The organism is Orbaceae bacterium lpD02 (assembly GCA_036251875.1).
Classification (GTDB): Bacteria; Pseudomonadota; Gammaproteobacteria; order Enterobacterales; family Orbaceae; genus Orbus; species Orbus sturtevantii.
In genome coordinates, this window is record CP133960.1 from 30228 (window position 1) to 47429 (window position 17202).

Genomic DNA, 17202 nt, shown 5'->3' on the forward strand with positions numbered 1-17202 from the left:
CATTTTTACGCGGCATTCTATTTTATAAGACTATTATAATTAACAACGCTTTCCTATAGGCTGATCGCTTTTTAGTTCATAATTGGCTATGATAGCATTCTGAAATTATTTTAATTAACCTAAGCTATGAATTTAACCTTTAGACATGGTGTTATTGACTGTATTCCAACGTTATTAGGCTATATTGGTATCGGTATTGCGGCAGGTGTTATTGGCAAAGCTTCTCATCTGAGTATATTAGAAGTTACATTGCTTGCGGTTGTTATTTATGCGGGAGCGGCTCAATTTATCATTGCAGGGCTGATGCTAATAAGCGCGCCAATTTCTGCTATTATTTTTACTGTTTTTCTCGTTAATTCTCGCCATTTTTTAATGAGTATGGCAACTGCACCCTATTTTAAACAATTTTCTTTATGGAACAATATTGGCATCGGAAGCTTATTAACCGATGAAACATTTGCTGTCACCATGACAGCTGTTAGTAAAAAAATTCCTGTCAACTCAAAATGGATGCATGGTTTAAATCTGACGGCCTATATTGCTTGGATTTTAGCCTGTCTACTTGGTGCGGTCGTTGGTAATTGGCTTCCCGACCCAAGACAGCTAGGCTTAGATTATGCGCTTGTTGCAATGTTTGTAGGGTTACTTTATTTACAATTGATTAATGATAGCAGTAAAAGTAAAAAAAACATGTTATTAGTTATGTTAACTGTAGCTATTTTATTGATATTTTTAATGAAATTCATGTCCGCTGAGTTGGCGCTCTTGATGGCTACTCTGCTTGGTTGTTGTTTAGGAGTTATTATCGAAAAATGCAAATAACACTTTATAGCTTATTAATTATATTGGGTTGCGGTTTGGTCACTTGGTTGCCTAGAGTCATTCCTTTTGTGCTGGTGCGTAAAATTCGGATCCCTGATATTGTATTACGTTTTTTATCTTATGTGCCATTATGTATATTAACCGCGCTATTTGTGCAAAATCTTTTGGTTGCCAGAGAAGGGCAACTACCCACCATCAATATGCACTATTTGTATGCTACTGTACCAACAATATTAGTTGCTATTATGACTAAAAACTTAATGTGGATTGTTATTGTAGGTATTATTTCAATGTCATTAGTGCGCTATTTTATCGTTTAATGTTTAACACATAAAATGGCGTGATTGTGCATGCTTAAATTGTTTGATCTTATTTCGATAACTATTTTTATTAATGGGTTATATATTATTAAAACTTATTATTTTTTTGTAAATTATTTTAGTGCTATATTTGCACCAATTAATCTTGAGTTATTTAAAATAATAAGGATACATTATGAGCCGTTATACATCCGTTGATCAATTCATTACCACTTTACAAAAGCGAGATCCAAATCAGCCCGAATTTTTGCAAGCAGTGAGAGAAGTATTAATCTCACTATGGCCATTTTTGGAAAAAAATCCGCACTATACCCAACATGGATTATTAGAACGTATTACTGAACCAGAGCGAGTCATTCAATTTCGAGTGACTTGGATTGATGACAAAGGGCAAGTACAAGTTAATCGAGCTTGGCGTGTACAGTTTAATTCAGCAATTGGCCCATTTAAAGGGGGGATGCGCTTTCATCCATCAGTTAATTTATCTATTTTAAAATTCCTTGGTTTTGAGCAAACGTTTAAAAACTCTTTAACCACATTGCCAATGGGGGGAGGAAAAGGTGGAAGTGATTTCGATCCAAAGGGTAAAAGTAATGGTGAAGTAATGCGTTTTTGCCAAGCACTCGTTACTGAATTATATCGTCATATTGGTCCAGATACTGATGTGCCAGCCGGTGACATTGGTGTTGGTGGCAGAGAAGTCGGCTTCATGGCCGGTATGATGAAAAAATTAACCAATAATGCCTCCTGTGTATTTACTGGTAAAGGATTATCATTTGGCGGAAGTTTAATTCGTCCAGAAGCAACTGGTTACGGGTTAGTTTATTTTGTTCAGGCAATGCTTAAACAACATGGAAAAAGCCTTGATGGTTTAAATGTTGCGGTATCAGGTTCCGGTAATGTTGCACAATATGCGATTGAAAAATGCATGCAATTAGGCGCGAAAGTTATTACAGTCTCAGATTCAGAAGGGACGGTGGTTGATGAAGCTGGTTTTACTCAAGAAAAATTAGCGCGCCTAATGCACATTAAAAATATTGAATATGGTCGCGTAGCGCAATACGCTAAAGAGTTTGGTTTAGCATTTCATCAAGGTCAAAAGCCGTGGAGCATTAAAGTTGATGTTGCACTACCTTGTGCCACGCAAAATGAATTAGCTATCGAAGATGCTAAAACACTGATCAGAAATGGTGTTATCGCGGTAGGTGAAGGCGCCAATATGCCGACAACTCTTGATGCAACGGAGGCATTTATTACTGCAAATATACTGTTTGCGCCAGGTAAAGCTGCTAATGCTGGAGGCGTTGCAACATCTGGATTAGAGATGGCACAAAATTCTGCTAGGATGTCATGGACGGCGGAAGAGGTTGATCGCCAACTACATAATATCATGCTAGCTATTCATGCATCTTGTGTTGAGTATGGCGATCACAACAATGGAAAAGTCGTTAACTACGTTGATGGTGCTAATATTGCAGGCTTTGTTAAAGTCGCTGATGCCATGCTAGGGCAAGGTATTTTGTAATTTTTTTTATTTCAAATACAAACGATCTAATTTAGTCACTTTTTAAGAGCTGGCAATAAATTAAATGATATAACAAGGACTGAACCACCGTATGGTTTAGTCCTTTTATTTGGCTTATGCTACCTAATAGCAACGCGTACTTTAATGAGATTATTTTGTCTGTTTACACTCAAATAAAGTATAGCGAGTGGGCACTTTACTATCATCTGTAATCCACGTGGTGATAATATTTAACGAATTAGGCGCATAACTATCACGGCCTTGATAAATAAAAAATATTTTTACCCACCATGGCCACTGGCTTTCTAGTTGGTAGTTAAAAATAGGTGCTTTTAATAATCCATGTGATGCACTAGGAAGTAAGGCTATGGTTGTATCTGATTTATCTGCTGTTAGCTGACGATAAAGGCAAGCATTTTTATTGCTATCTACATTTAGATCTACCTCTCCCCAAATAGCTAAAATTCTGCCATTCATGCTAGGCAAGTTTTTTGCTGAATCGCTTAAGTAGTTTCGACTAACAAAGTAGAAACGGTCGTCAGACATATCGTCATATGTCGAACTATCATGGCTACCATTAACACCAAATATGAGATCATTTTGCTGCAGTTGTTTTGTCACTTTTTCATTAATTTTTTTATCGCTAGCATTAGCGTTTTGCAAACGGGTTTGTTCATAATAAGCACCTTGCTCACGCCAATTAACAGCGCCACCAATAATAACTGAAAAATCAGGGTTAGAGTGTGAGGCCGCGATAGGAATTACCCATCCCGCTTGTGAAAATCCTAAATAACCGATCTTTATATTGGTACCTGTGAATTTATTTTTTATTAATTCGAATGCTATTTGGGCTTCATCTGCGCGATCTTGCATAGATTGATGCAACCAATTTCCCTTACTTTCCCCAATCCCTGCTTTATCCCAAGTATAGATACCAATACCAGCATCAATTAACTGGTTAATTAAGGGTAAATAGCCACTATTTGATAAACGATCTTGAGCGCCATCGCCATGAATTAGAATAACGATAGCTTTTATTTCTTTATGGATTGGCAAAATGAGTGATCCTGATAACGTATCTTGCTTAGATATAAACGCAATTGGTTGTAGCGTTAATTGATCATTATCTAGATCAAAATCAGAATATTGACCACAGCTAACAATAATAAGCAAAAAAAAGGCAATAAATCCTAGATAAAACCAGATTGATTTAAAATATTTTTTCATCGATGTAACTCGTAAAATTTATCTTTTCAAATTAAGCTAAATTCTAACATCCATCCCTCACAAATAGCTTATTTTGTGAGGGCTAGATATTATTAACGATGATTATTTTATTGATAGTAAATTATCTTGATAAACTTTGACTGCATTGTGATAAAGTGTGTTTTGCCTAATGATTTTTGGTTGAGCATCCCACCATTTGAGCATGTGAGCAATCCCCTCATTATCTGCTAATTGTTTAATTCTCGCTATGTAGGCAACATTTTTGAATTGATCGAGTTGTGTTTCTGTAAACGCTTCAGATTTATACATCGCAGGTAGAATATCAATAATTGATTGATAATCCTTTAAATGATAATAAAGCTCATCAGCTAGCCTGAGTACTTCAGGGTTGCGAGGTTTTTCCTCAAGCAAATTATTTATTGTTATTTTAGCTAAATCATACTGATGGCTTTTAACTTGTAAACGTAGTTTCACTAGCTTAAAGGCAAATTTTTCTTTATCTTGGCAAATTTTAGCGGCGAGATCAAGATGTTCTCTTGCTGCAGTAAATTGTTTACTATCAATTTCAGCTTGCGCAGCTTGTAAGTAGATTAGTGCCGGATTCGTTGCTGATTTTGCGCTTTTTGCTAACAATTTCCCCGCTCTTTTATAATCGCCTTCTAGCAAAGACAACTGTGCTTGTTCAATTTGTTTTGCTGATTTTCTAGGTAATATTGAGCGTAACCAGCCACCTAAAGCAGTTTTAGAGTAAAATATCTTGATAAAAACAAAATAAAAAATGTACAGCAATAATAAAAAAATCAACTCGATAATAATGAACGTAACTAAGCTCATTTTGATTCTATAGCCTGAAAATTGAAATAGTACGATTCCTTGGTGATCAGCTAGCTCTGGACCAATAAAAATTCCAGCGATAAGCACTAAGAAAATAATTAAAATTCGTAGCATTATTATCTCCTAGTTTGCTAGCATAGCGCGTACGCGAGTCTGCATTAGTTTATCGAGTTCTTTTTGACTCATTAATTGCTCTGGTACATTTTGATTACTAATTGATTGTTGTTGTAAGTTATTCAGCTCATCTAAAAATACTTTAACACTTGGCGCGTGACTATCAAAATAAGCATTAACCCAAATAGACACATCGTTAAGCGATTTTTGATAAATGAGCTCTTGGTGCCGTGGCACCGCTTGTGCAGCAATAAGCAAATGTAGCTTAATATTTTCCCTCAAATAAAGCGCTTGTTCGGGCATAATAACAGCGGTATGAATTTGGCATTTTTTTAGTAGGTCAGGGTTTTTGCCTGCTTCAACGATACATTCACCAAAGTTATCATATCTTTCAACCTGTATAAATTTTGCGAAGAAGGATTCGCTGACTTTTATTAAGTTATCGTACCAGTCATAAATTGATGACGATATTTCATTACTATTTGTTTTATATGACTCATCAATTGTTGGTGCTAAGTTATTATGGTCTTCTGATTTTTGTTCTGAAATAGAATCATCATGTTCTATCATGCCGAGGTCAATTTGTTTATAGTTATCAACTAGTGGTAATTCTGTAACCGAATCAACTAATTCCATAAGGGTCATAACAATACCATCAAAATCGGTAAAACTAATTGCGGCGAGTGCCGAGATATCTTTATTAATAGCTTGTCTTGCCGGTAGCAAGCTAGGGTCGTTTGCTTGAGCAAGGCTAGCATCTGCATTTTTTAGTAGTAATCGTGCCGTTGTATAATCTTGCTCATTCCAGATTTTACGTCCAGCTAAATTGACTAAATAATTAGCCTGCGATATTAACCAACTTGTATTATCGGTAGTCGACATAGCGGATAAGCGTTCATTAAAATGAATAATATTTTGCTCTGATACTTTTATTGCATCGTCAACTTTATTAATAAACTGTTGCTGTGATTGAATTTGTTCGCTCAATTGATTTTTAACACTTTGTTCTATTAAGGCTAATTGTTTATTTTGATTATCAACAGCTTGTGAAATATTAGCTTTTATATCGCTGGTGATCGATTGCTGTAAAGTCTCTTTCAAGGTTGAAATTTCGACTTGTAATTGGTCAATTACTGTTTTTTGTGCGGTGGATTGTTGGTGACCGTGATAATAAATGAAGCCACCCAAGCAAATCGTTAAACAAATTGCGACAACAGAGAGCTTAGATACAGGGCACCTCTTGGCCGTTTTGTTGAGTTCTTGGTTGCTTTTTTTATCTTGTGATGGAAGCGGTTGCTCCGTACTTTCAGTATTTTTTTTCATATCTTGTTTCACTTGCTGAGATTGAGTGTGATTACCAATAGGTGAAGAGTTAGATAAACTTGGTTGTGATGATAAATTTTGCATATAGGAATCAGTTAATGCGGTGACACAAATATTTGATAATGTGGCATTAGCACTAAAATATCGCGTTTGGGTATAAACCACGTTTTTATGCGACATGAGGAAAACTTATCCAATTAATTTATATTGATATTGCATTATGACATAGAGTCGCAATTGTTTTAAATAAATTTTGATTATTTGCACTTTCAGCTAAATAGATCTGCTGCCAATGGTGTAATTTTGCTTCGGCCATTATCCTTGGGCTGCTAACAATTATGCGACAATTATGTTTATGTGTATCGGTACAATATTGGTTTAATTGTAGCAAATGTTCAATACTGGTTATGATAAAACTATATTGCTGTTGCTGTTCAAAAAGCATTATATGATAACAGATCGGGGCGCGTTGGTAACATTGGATATTTTTAACTAATGCCCCTTGGCGAGTAAGGTTTTTTTTAATAACTGTTCGTCCGACATCGCCACATAATATTAGTACTTGACGGTTATTAACGGAAAGATTGATTGATTGAAAATATTCCAGTAAACCTTCACTATTTTCATCTTTAGGTGGGAATGTGGTTAATCGACCAGTGATCGATTGAAACTGTTTAGCCGTTTGTTCGCCAATTGCAAAATAGTGGACAAAATGAGGAAATAGAACTTTTTGCTGGGTAGAAATCATTAAGTTAACTTGTGGTGAGACAATAATGATCATATCACCTTGCTGTAAGTTCTCAAGATGTTGTGCCAGCTGGTCTAAATCTTGTCCTTTTATGATATTAAAGAAAGGTAAGTGCTTTGCCGGTAACTTAGCTTGATGGCATAATTGAACAAGTTCTTCGCCATAAGGTGATGGACGAGTCACAATAATCATAAAATTTACCTATTTATAAGATATTCAAGTTGCTAAATCTGGCTTAAAATTTTATCAGCACCTTGATTTATCAGTTCTTTAGCCAGTACGATCCCGAGCTCTGTTGCTTGATATTTATGACCTGTAGCATTAGCCGTTATTATGTGTTTACCATCTAAACTGCCAACTAAGCCTTGTAGCGTTAGCGTATCTTGCTCGAGTTTTGAATAACAGCCGATCGGTACTTGGCAACCACCTTGTAGATAATTATTCATTGCGCGCTCAGCCGTAACACAATAACGAGTCTCTTGATCATCAAGAGGAGCTAATAATTGGCTAATTCTAGCGTCATTTTGGCGCGCTTCAATACCAATTGCTCCTTGTCCTACCGCGGGTAACATTGTTTCGACAGAAATATATTGTTTGATGCGTTGAGATAGTTCTAAGCGCTTCAAGCCTGCTGATGCTAAGATAATTGCGTCATATTCGTTATTATCTAACTTTTGTAGGCGAGAGCCAACATTACCTCGTAAATCTTTAATCGTTAAGTTTGGATAATGGGATTTAAGTTGGCATTGACGACGTAGACTTGAGGTACCCACAATCGCATTCTCAGGTAATTCACTTAGGTTATTGTACTTATTGGAAATAAAAGCATCTCGGACATCATCTCGGGGGCAGATAGTCGTTAATTCTAAGCCATCAGGAAATTGTGCTGGAATATCTTTAATTGAATGAACCGCAATATCAGCCTCATTATTCAAAATTGCAAGTTCTAACTGTTTTACAAACAGCCCTTTACCGCCAATTTTTGATAATGGGCTATCGAGTAGCACATCTCCTTGAGTTACCATTGGTACTAGCTCTACAGTCAATTTAGGATGATAAGATAGTAGCATTTTTTTTACATAGTTGGCTTGCCATAACGCTAAAGGGCTTTTTCGTGTTGCGATTTTAATTACTGGGATTTGCACAATATATCCTTAGACTATATTTTTTTTACTAATTCAGCAGCATAACCAATATAATTAGCCGGCGTAAGCTGTTTTAAGCGTGTTTTTTCATCCGCAGGTAAATCAAGAGTATCAATAAATGCCTGCATTCCTTGCTGGTCAACTCGTTTACCGCGTGTTAACTCTTTGAGTTTTTCATACGGTTTTTCAATACCATAACGACGCATAACGGTTTGAATTGGCTCAGCAAGAACTTCCCAATTCTGATTAAGTTCAGCAATAATATTAGCTTGGTTTACCTCTAATTTATTTAAGCCTTTTAAGGTTGATTGGTAAGCAATTAATGCATAACCTAAACCAACACCTAAATTGCGCAGCACTGTCGAGTCAGTTAAATCTCGCTGCCATCTTGAAATAGGTAGTTTATTAGCTAAGTGTTGCATCATGGCATTAGCCAGTCCTAAATTACCTTCTGAGTTTTCAAAATCAATTGGGTTAACTTTATGTGGCATAGTTGACGAGCCGATCTCTCCTTCAACTGTTTTTTGCCTAAAATGATTTAAGGCAATATAACCCCAAATATCACGATCAAAATCGATAAGAATGGTATTGAATCTAATGACACAGTCAAAAAACTCTGCAATATAATCATGAGGTTCAATTTGGGTCGTGTATGGGTTCCACGTTAAGCCTAATGAGCAGACAAACTCTTGACTAAATAAATTCCAATCAACCTCAGGGTAGGCGACAAGGTGTGCATTATAGTTACCTGTAGCACCATTGATTTTACCTAATATTTCAACAGCTTGAAGCTGTTTTAATTGACGCTCTAAACGATAAATAACATTAGCAAACTCTTTACCTATTGTTGATGGCGTAGCGGGTTGCCCATGAGTGCGAGACAACAGTGGAATATCTTGATAAAGTTTGGCTTTTGTTTTTAGCTCATCAATTAGTTTATGCCAATAAGGGACAACAATGAGTTTTCTGGCCGTTTTTAGCATTAATGAGTAGGATAAATTATTGATATCTTCTGATGTACAGGCAAAATGAATAAATTCAGAAACCGCTTCAAGGTTTTTATCACCTGTCATTTTTTCTTTAAGAAAATATTCGACAGCTTTAACATCATGATTAGTGGTTTTTTCGATTTCTTTGATGCGTAGGGCATCTTGCTCATTAAAATTGAAAATAATTTCATCGAGAAACTGATTAGCATGGCTGTTAAACGCAGGAACTTCAATGATTTCTCTGCAGTTAGATAATTTTTGTAACCATCTGACTTCAACTTCTACTCGATATTTTAATAAACCGTATTCGCTGAATATTGCTCTTAGTTCTTTTGTTTTCTCACCGTAACGACCATCAACGGGCGATAGGGCGGTAAGTGCAGATAATTCCATCATTTTACTCCATATTTTTCGTGACGTTTTGTAACATCAATGATTTAACGGTTAACTATTATTATGCATCTGTTGCAAAATATTATCGGCAGCATTAATTATATTTTTGCGAGAAAATAATAATTGCAAACGATTACCTCCAACTTGATACCACAAAATTGCCGCTCTAACACTTGCAAACAAAGCCGCTCGCACTTTAGCTTGAATTAAGGCGTTTTGCAAATACTCCATTTTGCCCGTAACCCTAATCTTTGACGTTAGAGGGCTAATGATATCTGAATAAATTTCAGCTAAGGGATAGGAAATCTCATTACGATGGTTATCGAGCGTTTCATGATTAATGACGCCATAAAGTGATTGAATTCGCTCTAGTCGATTAGCAATTTTTGCTAATGCCGATTTATCTTTAATTAATTTACTTGTTACCCCAATTGAGCCCAATATATAGCGCATTATCTCAACTTTTTCTGGGTTGTTATTGAGTAATTGGGTTAGAAATTGTAAGCCATTTTTAATATTACCGGTACCATCAAAAACATCAGCTGTTGATTGTGGCGAGGTATTAAATATACTTTTTAAAGCAATATCATACAAAGGTAGGTTGCATTGCCCAGTATTAGCCAGATTAGCGACTAATATTGCACTTTGGCAAACACCGCCTAACGCGATAGCGATATGATCATATTTATTGTCCATATTCATTTTCTCTATTGGCATTATAGATACTGATCAAATTGGCGGAGTATTCTTTCTTCAATAATACCGCCACCAAGGCAAACTTCTTGTTGATAAAATACTGCAGATTGACCTGGTGTAATAGCTGATACCGGGTGTTCAAAAATCACTTCAACTTTATCATCATTAATTGGCTTTAATTCACAAGCAATATCCTGTTGGCGATAGCGTGTTTTTACGGTACATTTTACTGAATGGGTAAGAGGTTTACGATCAACCCAATGAAGTTGACTAGCAATTAAACCGCCCGAATATAAAGCGGGATGATCTCCCCCCTGTGCAACAATCAGTTCATTTTTTTGAACATTCTTATCAACTACATACCAAGGTGTTTCGTCAGAGTTTTTAAGTCCTCCAATACCAAGTCCTTTGCGTTGGCCTAGCGTATGGTACATTAAGCCTTGATGTTGGCCAATTATCTTGCCATCTACCGTTCGAATTGATCCCGATTGAGCAGGTAGGTACCGAGCCAAAAAATCGCGAAATTTTCGTTCACCAATAAAGCAGATCCCTGTTGAATCTTTTTTACTCGCGGTTGCTAAGCCTAGTTTTTGCGCGATTTCTCTAACTTGAGGTTTTTCTAATTCACCAACGGGAAAAAGGCTTTTGCTAATTTGTTGCTCACTTAAGGTATAAAGAAAATAACTTTGATCCTTATTATTATCTATGCCTCGTAGCAATTTAACTTTACCATTTTCATCTCTTCTACGGACATAATGACCGGTAGCAATATAGTCAGCACCCAAATCTTCTGCTGCGTATTGTAAAAAAGCCTTAAACTTGATCTCTTTGTTGCACAATATATCAGGGTTGGGAGTTCTACCGGCTTGATATTCTGCTAAAAAATGCTCAAATACGTTGTCCCAGTATTCTGCAGCAAAATTAATTGTTAATAACTTTATACCTAATTTATCACACACTGCTTGAGCGTCATTAAGATCTGTGGTGGCGGAACAATATTCTTCATCATCGTCCTCTTCCCAGTTCTTCATAAATAACCCAACGACATCGTATCCTTGCTGTTGTAATAAGTAAGCTGATACTGATGAATCAACGCCACCAGACATACCGACCACAACCTTTATATTTTTGTTATTCATTTTTTTCTGCGACATATTAAATTTAAATCATGGATAAATAGCTGTTAACTGCGATTTTATCACAAATGATAAGAGAGCAATAATTTTTTGCGGAAAACAAAAAAATAACCACCTAGCAGTAGTGTCAATAAATAATTAGGATAAATCTTTTATGATACAAATTATTCTACCTATAACTTTAAAATCATTCTCTATATTTAATTTATCTATCTGCATAGAAGGGTATTTTTCGTTGTCAGATAATAATAAAAGATATTTCCCATGATTTTGAATACGCTTGATTATCAGTGCGTCACCATATTTAATCAGATAGATATAGCCATCGAACGGCGCTACATTAGCTACGTTAAAAATTAATGTATCGTTATCTGAGATAGTTGGTGACATTGAATCACCTTTTGCCCAGTAGAAAAAAAGGTCATCGATATGAAAATCGTGAGATTTAATGCAATTTAAATCAAATGGTAGCAAATTAGTTATCTGATTTTTAGTTCCGTTAAGTTCATCAAAATGTTCAATCTCTGTATTAGGCTGATAAATGGGAATATTAACAATGCTTTTAACTCCCTTACTGGGCAGCAAACGGCATTCTCCTTGCCCTGTTGCTAACCATGCAATAGGAACATCACATTTTTTAGCTATAATCGCTAAACGATTTAAGGATGGATAGGTTTTTCCCGACAAATAATCTCTAATAACCGCTTCAGACATTTCTACTTTTTTCGCAAATGCATTACCTGACATTCCTTCTTGAGCGAGCAACAATCGCTCACGAAACTCAATAACACCAGTATTTTCTAATAGTTGTTTTTTTTCTATATTTTTCATTGTCACCTTCGTATTTTTATTAATTTAGATTTAGGTTAAACAGATTTATATTTTTTTTTAGATAAAAATGCACTTTTTTGTTTGAATTCGTTTTTTTGTGTGGTATTCTTTGTGCACAAATTAATGCTAAACAGCGTTAAATTGGTATTATACCGATAATCTTAACTATATCTATATAAGAGGATCTCATAATGAGAGTACAAGATCAAGATTGGCTACCTTCTAGAGTCGTGGGGGAGATCAAAATTCGAGGGGGAAGCCTACGCGAATTATCACGTTCAAACGGCTTACAAGCTGATACATTAAGAAATGCACTTTACCGTCATTGTCCTAAGTATGAGAAAATTATTTCTGGGTACTTAAATGTCCCTGTAGAGAAAATCTGGCCGACTCGATATAAAAAATAATCATAAATTATTACGAATAATTTATGATTATTATCTAAATCTTAAAGTACTTTTTTTTTTACTTTTATGTGTGAGTTCGTACTGCAAGACTGATTTTAAATAGCTTGCTCTATTAGAGTAGAGTAAGCTATTTCTTATTGATTACTTCTTCGTTTTAGCTGCGGCTTTAACAATTACAGCAAAAGCATCTGCTTTTAATGATGCGCCACCCACTAATGCACCATCAATATCGGGTTGAGTAAATAACTCAGCTGCATTTTTATCATTAACCGAACCGCCATATTGAATAATAACTTGCTGCGCTATATCTGCGTCAACTTTTGCAATATGCTCACGGATAAATTTATGTACAGCTTGCGCTTGTGCTGGAGTTGCTGATTTACCTGTACCAATAGCCCAAATTGGTTCATAAGCAATAACTGCATTGTTAAAGGCTTTAGCACCAAGTAGATCAATTACAGCATCAAGTTGTTTTGCACAAACGGCTTGTGTTTGGCCTGCTTCATTTTCAGCTTCACTTTCACCAATACATAGCACTGGTACTAAACCGTTTTCTTTTAAGGTCGCAAATTTCTGTGCAATAAATTTATCACACTCTGCATGATAAGTTCGACGTTCTGAATGGCCAATAATAATATGAGTTGCTCCAATTTCTTTAAGCATTTCAGCGGAAATATCACCTGTGTAAGCCCCCGACAGATGAGTATCGACATTTTGTGCGCCTAACATAATATTAGAATCTGCTAAAAGTTTTTGGACATAATCAAGATACACAACAGGGGGAGCAATTGCTACATCGCAACCATCGATACCAGCAAGTTCTTTTTTTAAGCTTGTGACTAAGTCTAAAGCCATAGTTTTACTACCGTTAAGCTTCCAGTTTCCCATAACGAGAGGTTTACGCATAAATTTCTCCAATAATTACGTTTAATTGAGTGTAGATTTGATTTGAATTCGCTATAATGTCAAACATTATACACAAATAATTGCCATTGAGGATCACTATGTCTTTAGAAATACTTAGTCAGTTAGAAACAAAAATTCAACAAACTGTCAATACTATTCAATTATTACAGCAAGAAATCAATGCATTACAACAAAAGAATCAAGAATTAGAACTTTTAATTACTGAAGAATCAGATGAAGTACAAAGTTTGCGTAAGCAAAATGAGGAATTGAAACAGGAACAAGCGGTATGGCAAGAACGCATTAGTTCCTTATTAAATAAAATTGGTGGGATTTCTCAATAAGCATTAATCATATTAATCAATAAATTGAAAGGGCTTTTATAGCCCTTTTTTAGTGTAAATCATTAAAAAAATGTTACTATTAGGATAGTAAAGTAAGCTTACATAAGCGGATTGATGTAAATCGATAAATTAGCATAAGAATAATACCCTATATAAATGGCTATTATTCTTATGATAGGAAAATAAAAGAGAAGCAATGAATCAATACTTAAAATCATTATGGCTAACTGAAACCGTGCGTTTAATCGAAAAAGATGGAGCACGTTTTGATGATGATGAAGCAAATCGTCAAGCTAGATCAATAAAAGGCGATATATCCGCCCGTATTATCAAGCGAGCAGATATTCTTAGCGAGCAACATGGTCTAAAAAAAAGCCAGCAAGAGTGGTTACATTCAGCTAAATTATCTTTCTTTATTTTATTTATAATTGCTTTATTTACAGGTGCAGGTCTTGCCTTTAGTGCATTAGCTAACAATCCGGTTAATTTATATTGGGCACTACTCTGCTTGCTCGGTTTTCATTTTGTGACATTGTGCTTATGGTTAATATCCTGTATTTTTTTACCGAACGAGAGTGGCAGTTTTTTTATCCATCTTTGGCTTTGGTTAGCAAAAAAAATCGCTAAAAAAAGCACTGCGAGCCAAGTTTTACCTGCATTTATTACCGTATTTAATAAGCAGTTAAGATGGCTAATAGGTTTAATTGTGAATTTATTATGGAGTGTAATTTTATTTTCAGCACTTATTGTATTAGTGGCATTACTATCAACTAAAAATTATAGTTTTGAATGGCAAACGACTTTACTTAGTGCCGATGCAGTTATCACTATCACTCATTTTTTAGGCGAGCTTCCGACAATGTTAGGTTTTTCATTACCAGACAATGACACGATTAGAGCGAGCGAACAGGCCATGGTTAATGGTGAAATTAGATCCGCATGGGCAGTTTGGTTGTTAGGTATTTTTATTGTCTATGGTGTTGCCATTCGTTTGATATTATTTATTTTTTGTGGAATGAAGTGGCGATTCGGTTGTCAAAATATTAGTTTAAGCATTCAATACCCACAATATCAGCTATTAATTAACGAGTTAGATATTGCGCCAATTAAATATATTGTCGATCAAGATGGCAGTAGCGATACTTTACTATGTGATCAAAATAAACAAATTGTTAAAACATCAGCGAATACAGCACTCGTCGCGATAGATATTGAACCAAATTGGTCACCTCCTAATCATATTAATTTTTTAGGTTTTTTAAATAGCAATGAACAACGAAAAGCAGTGCTTGATTTTTTGCAACAGCATCCTGCTAATAAATTGCTTATAGCAATTGACACCGATCGTTCGCCAGATCGAGGTATAATAAACTTAATTCAATTATTGGCGGTAAAAGCAGCTGATTGCCGAATATGGTTTATTAACCAAGGCCGACAACTCAATAATTGGCAAGAGAGCTTAAGTAAATTAAAAATAGTACTAGCCGATACATCATGGCTACTTGACGAGGGTGATAATGCTAAACGAAATTAATTTAGCTATTGTTGGTCATGCCAACGTGGGGAAAACGTCACTATTGCGGACATTAACACAGGATAGCCAATTTGGGACTATTTCTGATAAGCCAGGCAGCACAAGGCATGTTGAAGCAATAACATTTTCCTTAAGTAATAACGATAAAATTGTTTTTTATGATACGCCAGGTCTTGAAGATAGCATTGCTTTGTATGACTATATCAGTCGATTAAATAGAGATTACACTAAAGCCGATGGGATTGATAAACTCAATCAATTTTTATCCAGCCCCGAGTCAGAGCATCGATTCGAGCAAGAAGCAAAAGTTATCCGTCAGTTATTGAAAAGCGATGCCGCGATTTATGTTGTGGATATAAGAGAGCCTATTTTAGATAAATATCATGATGAACTAGCTGTACTAGCTTATAGTGACAAACCGATTTTAGCCGTTTTTAATTACACAGCCTCATCTTCACCTTATGAAATAGAGTGGAAAAAATTATTATCGCGAATAGGTATACATACCATCGTAAGATTTGATGCGGTATTTCCTTCGCTTGACGGTGAATATCGTCTTTATCAAAGTTTACTATTATTGCTTGAACCAGCAAAAAATATTCTTAATGGGTGGCAAGAAAAAATTAAGCAACAACGACTGAATCGAAATCATCGAGCCAGTTTGGCTATAGCCGATGCGCTTATTGATGTAGCAGCTTATAGTGAACTAGCTAAAGACAATGTCGAAGATATGATTAAAATAATGCAGGATAATGTACGGAAAAGAGAGCAACAAGCAATTACAGAGTTGTTGTCGCTATACCAATTTTCGATTGCCCAGCAGAGCAGCGAGAACCTTCCTATTTTGCGCGGTCGCTTTGAGAGCGATTTATTTAATAGGGAAGCATTAAAGCTAATGGGTATTCATTTAAGCAAAGGCATGCTTTCAGGGGCGGTTATAGGTGCAGGTGTAGATTTGGCTGTAGGTGGGATCACTCTTGGCTCAGCAGCATTAATTGGTGCTACAATTGGTGGCCTTGCACAAACTGCAAAGCACTATGGTAATCGAATCAGAAATAAATTGTCAGGCCATACTAAAATGACCATTGATGATGCTATCATTTGTTTTTTATCGTTACGGCTTTTACAATTGAAAGAGAGCTTAAATTTGCGTGGACACGCTAATAACATGCCGATTATTTTAGCTAAACTGGATGAAGGTACATGGAAGAAAGGTAAATTACCAAAATCGTTACAAGTGACGAGAGTTCATCCAAGCTGGTCTACAATTGGTCGTTATAAGCTAAAAAAAGATGACGCAAACCGCCAAGAGGTATTATCAAATGTTGCGAGAGAATTGGAATAATAAATTAAAAATTTCTATTATTGTTTTAGTCATCTTGTTATTTAGTGGTTGTCGTTCTCAGTCATCAATACAATATGCAGATGATAATTCCGATCTTTTAATAGTGAAAAAAATAGAACAACAATATCAAACTTGGTATAAGACACCCTATCATTATGGTGGTAATTCTCTCAATGGTATTGATTGTTCTGCATTTGTACATAATTTTTATCGCCAAAAACTTAATATATTCCTTCCACGAGTAACCACAGAACAACTTAAGAGTGGAAAACCTGTTTCCGAATTAAAAGCCGGTGATTTAGTCTTTTTCAAAACAGGTAAAGGTGAGAAGGGCATGCATGTTGGTATTTATTATAAAGATGGTAATTTCCTCCACGTATCAACATCTCAAGGCGTAAAATTTTCTAATTTAAATGAAAAATATTGGCAGCAGCATTACGTGCAAGCAAAACGCTTTGTTAATTAGTCCTCTTTGCTTGTATCATTTATTTATAAAAATTAACTCGAGAAATAGGTAATAATTTCTTATTTAAATTTATGCTATAATGATCAGCAATTCGATA

18 protein-coding genes are annotated in these 17202 nt (G+C 35.5%); 8 read left to right on the forward strand and 10 right to left on the reverse strand.

The annotated features are described in order from the left end of the window. The first annotated feature begins 126 nt into the window (after positions 1-126). The 3 genes from RHO12_00120 (at position 127) to gdhA (ending at position 2667) form a co-directional block, all read left to right on the forward strand. The gene (locus tag RHO12_00120; GenBank protein ID WVD66196.1) at positions 127-822 is read left to right on the forward strand and encodes an AzlC family ABC transporter permease; all 696 of its coding nucleotides are present in this window, start codon (positions 127-129) and stop codon (positions 820-822) included. Next, positions 813-1142, forward strand: a complete 330-nt coding sequence (locus RHO12_00125) for an AzlD domain-containing protein (GenBank protein ID WVD66197.1) — start codon at positions 813-815, stop codon at positions 1140-1142. Before RHO12_00120 ends, RHO12_00125 begins: the two co-directional genes overlap by 10 nt. A 175-nt stretch (positions 1143-1317) precedes the next feature. Next, entirely contained in the window at positions 1318-2667 is a 1350-nt protein-coding gene (gene gdhA / locus RHO12_00130) for an NADP-specific glutamate dehydrogenase (protein WVD66198.1), read from the forward strand. 150 nt (positions 2668-2817) lie between these two features. Here the strand turns inward: gdhA and RHO12_00135 are convergent, their stop codons facing one another. The 9 genes from RHO12_00135 to RHO12_00175 form a co-directional block, all read right to left on the reverse strand. Further along, the gene (locus tag RHO12_00135; GenBank protein ID WVD66199.1) at positions 2818-3894 is read right to left on the reverse strand and encodes an alpha/beta hydrolase; all 1077 of its coding nucleotides are present in this window, start codon (positions 3892-3894) and stop codon (positions 2818-2820) included. 102 nt (positions 3895-3996) lie between these two features. Then, positions 3997-4842: a heme biosynthesis HemY N-terminal domain-containing protein gene (locus RHO12_00140; protein WVD66200.1), complete on the reverse strand. Its 846-nt coding sequence runs from the start codon at positions 4840-4842 to the stop codon at positions 3997-3999. 9 nt (positions 4843-4851) lie between these two features. Then, on the reverse strand, positions 4852-6345 hold the full coding sequence (locus RHO12_00145; GenBank protein WVD66201.1) for a uroporphyrinogen-III C-methyltransferase: 1494 nt from the start codon (positions 6343-6345) through the stop codon (positions 4852-4854). 22 nt (positions 6346-6367) lie between these two features. Next, positions 6368-7105, reverse strand: a complete 738-nt coding sequence (locus RHO12_00150) for a uroporphyrinogen-III synthase (protein WVD66202.1) — start codon at positions 7103-7105, stop codon at positions 6368-6370. Between the two features lie 32 nt (positions 7106-7137). Further along, complete coding sequence (gene hemC, locus RHO12_00155) at positions 7138-8058, reverse strand: hydroxymethylbilane synthase (GenBank protein WVD66203.1); 921 nt, start codon at positions 8056-8058, stop codon at positions 7138-7140. A 14-nt stretch (positions 8059-8072) separates the two neighbouring features. Further along, positions 8073-9440: an adenylosuccinate lyase gene (gene purB / locus RHO12_00160; protein WVD67408.1), complete on the reverse strand. Its 1368-nt coding sequence runs from the start codon at positions 9438-9440 to the stop codon at positions 8073-8075. 51 nt (positions 9441-9491) lie between these two features. Next, positions 9492-10136 carry a high frequency lysogenization protein HflD gene (hflD, locus tag RHO12_00165; GenBank protein WVD66204.1) on the reverse strand — a complete coding sequence of 215 codons (645 nt, stop codon included), beginning with the start codon at positions 10134-10136 and terminating at the stop codon, positions 9492-9494. Between the two features lie 20 nt (positions 10137-10156). Beyond that, positions 10157-11275, reverse strand: a complete 1119-nt coding sequence (gene mnmA, locus RHO12_00170) for a tRNA 2-thiouridine(34) synthase MnmA (GenBank protein WVD66205.1) — start codon at positions 11273-11275, stop codon at positions 10157-10159. A gap of 135 nt (positions 11276-11410) precedes the next feature. Beyond that, on the reverse strand, positions 11411-12103 hold the full coding sequence (locus RHO12_00175) for an XRE family transcriptional regulator (protein ID WVD66206.1): 693 nt from the start codon (positions 12101-12103) through the stop codon (positions 11411-11413). A gap of 191 nt (positions 12104-12294) precedes the next feature. Between RHO12_00175 and RHO12_00180 the strand changes: the two genes are divergently transcribed. After that, positions 12295-12510 carry a helix-turn-helix domain-containing protein gene (locus RHO12_00180; protein WVD66207.1) on the forward strand — a complete coding sequence of 72 codons (216 nt, stop codon included), beginning with the start codon at positions 12295-12297 and terminating at the stop codon, positions 12508-12510. A 141-nt stretch (positions 12511-12651) separates the two neighbouring features. On the opposite strand, the gene tpiA is transcribed toward RHO12_00180, so the two are convergent. Next, the gene (tpiA, locus tag RHO12_00185) at positions 12652-13416 is read right to left on the reverse strand and encodes a triose-phosphate isomerase (GenBank protein WVD66208.1); all 765 of its coding nucleotides are present in this window, start codon (positions 13414-13416) and stop codon (positions 12652-12654) included. 98 nt (positions 13417-13514) lie between these two features. Here tpiA and zapB point away from each other — a divergent pair, with 98 nt between their 5' ends. The 4 genes from zapB (at position 13515) to RHO12_00205 (ending at position 17105) form a co-directional block, all read left to right on the forward strand. Next, positions 13515-13760: a cell division protein ZapB gene (gene zapB / locus RHO12_00190; GenBank protein ID WVD66209.1), complete on the forward strand. Its 246-nt coding sequence runs from the start codon at positions 13515-13517 to the stop codon at positions 13758-13760. A 196-nt stretch (positions 13761-13956) separates the two neighbouring features. After that, positions 13957-15294: a DUF2868 domain-containing protein gene (locus RHO12_00195; protein WVD66210.1), complete on the forward strand. Its 1338-nt coding sequence runs from the start codon at positions 13957-13959 to the stop codon at positions 15292-15294. Continuing rightward, positions 15278-16639: a GTPase/DUF3482 domain-containing protein gene (locus tag RHO12_00200; GenBank protein WVD66211.1), complete on the forward strand. Its 1362-nt coding sequence runs from the start codon at positions 15278-15280 to the stop codon at positions 16637-16639. The genes RHO12_00195 and RHO12_00200 overlap by 17 nt, the downstream gene beginning before the upstream one ends. Continuing rightward, positions 16617-17105, forward strand: coding sequence for an NlpC/P60 family protein (locus RHO12_00205; protein ID WVD66212.1), 489 nt, complete (start codon positions 16617-16619; stop codon positions 17103-17105). Before RHO12_00200 ends, RHO12_00205 begins: the two co-directional genes overlap by 23 nt. The last annotated feature ends 97 nt before the right edge of the window (positions 17106-17202 follow it).

What these genes read in the sequence shown, in the direction of transcription:
- gdhA (WVD66198.1), top strand. Translation starts at nt 1,318, where the DNA reads ATGAGCCGTTATACATCCGTTGATCAATTCATTACCACTTTACAAAAG.
- mnmA (WVD66205.1), bottom strand. Translation starts at nt 11,275, where the DNA reads ATGAATAACAAAAATATAAAGGTTGTGGTCGGTATGTCTGGTGGCGTT.
- RHO12_00135 (WVD66199.1), bottom strand. Translation starts at nt 3,894, where the DNA reads ATGAAAAAATATTTTAAATCAATCTGGTTTTATCTAGGATTTATTGCC.
- hflD (WVD66204.1), bottom strand. Translation starts at nt 10,136, where the DNA reads ATGGACAATAAATATGATCATATCGCTATCGCGTTAGGCGGTGTTTGC.
- RHO12_00195 (WVD66210.1), top strand. Translation starts at nt 13,957, where the DNA reads ATGAATCAATACTTAAAATCATTATGGCTAACTGAAACCGTGCGTTTA.
- RHO12_00205 (WVD66212.1), top strand. Translation starts at nt 16,617, where the DNA reads ATGTTGCGAGAGAATTGGAATAATAAATTAAAAATTTCTATTATTGTT.
- zapB (WVD66209.1), top strand. Translation starts at nt 13,515, where the DNA reads ATGTCTTTAGAAATACTTAGTCAGTTAGAAACAAAAATTCAACAAACT.
- purB (WVD67408.1), bottom strand. Translation starts at nt 9,440, where the DNA reads ATGGAATTATCTGCACTTACCGCCCTATCGCCCGTTGATGGTCGTTAC.
- RHO12_00180 (WVD66207.1), top strand. Translation starts at nt 12,295, where the DNA reads ATGAGAGTACAAGATCAAGATTGGCTACCTTCTAGAGTCGTGGGGGAG.
- RHO12_00145 (WVD66201.1), bottom strand. Translation starts at nt 6,345, where the DNA reads ATGTCGCATAAAAACGTGGTTTATACCCAAACGCGATATTTTAGTGCT.
- RHO12_00175 (WVD66206.1), bottom strand. Translation starts at nt 12,103, where the DNA reads ATGAAAAATATAGAAAAAAAACAACTATTAGAAAATACTGGTGTTATT.
- RHO12_00200 (WVD66211.1), top strand. Translation starts at nt 15,278, where the DNA reads ATGCTAAACGAAATTAATTTAGCTATTGTTGGTCATGCCAACGTGGGG.
- RHO12_00140 (WVD66200.1), bottom strand. Translation starts at nt 4,842, where the DNA reads ATGCTACGAATTTTAATTATTTTCTTAGTGCTTATCGCTGGAATTTTT.
- RHO12_00150 (WVD66202.1), bottom strand. Translation starts at nt 7,105, where the DNA reads ATGATTATTGTGACTCGTCCATCACCTTATGGCGAAGAACTTGTTCAA.
- RHO12_00125 (WVD66197.1), top strand. Translation starts at nt 813, where the DNA reads ATGCAAATAACACTTTATAGCTTATTAATTATATTGGGTTGCGGTTTG.
- RHO12_00120 (WVD66196.1), top strand. Translation starts at nt 127, where the DNA reads ATGAATTTAACCTTTAGACATGGTGTTATTGACTGTATTCCAACGTTA.
- tpiA (WVD66208.1), bottom strand. Translation starts at nt 13,416, where the DNA reads ATGCGTAAACCTCTCGTTATGGGAAACTGGAAGCTTAACGGTAGTAAA.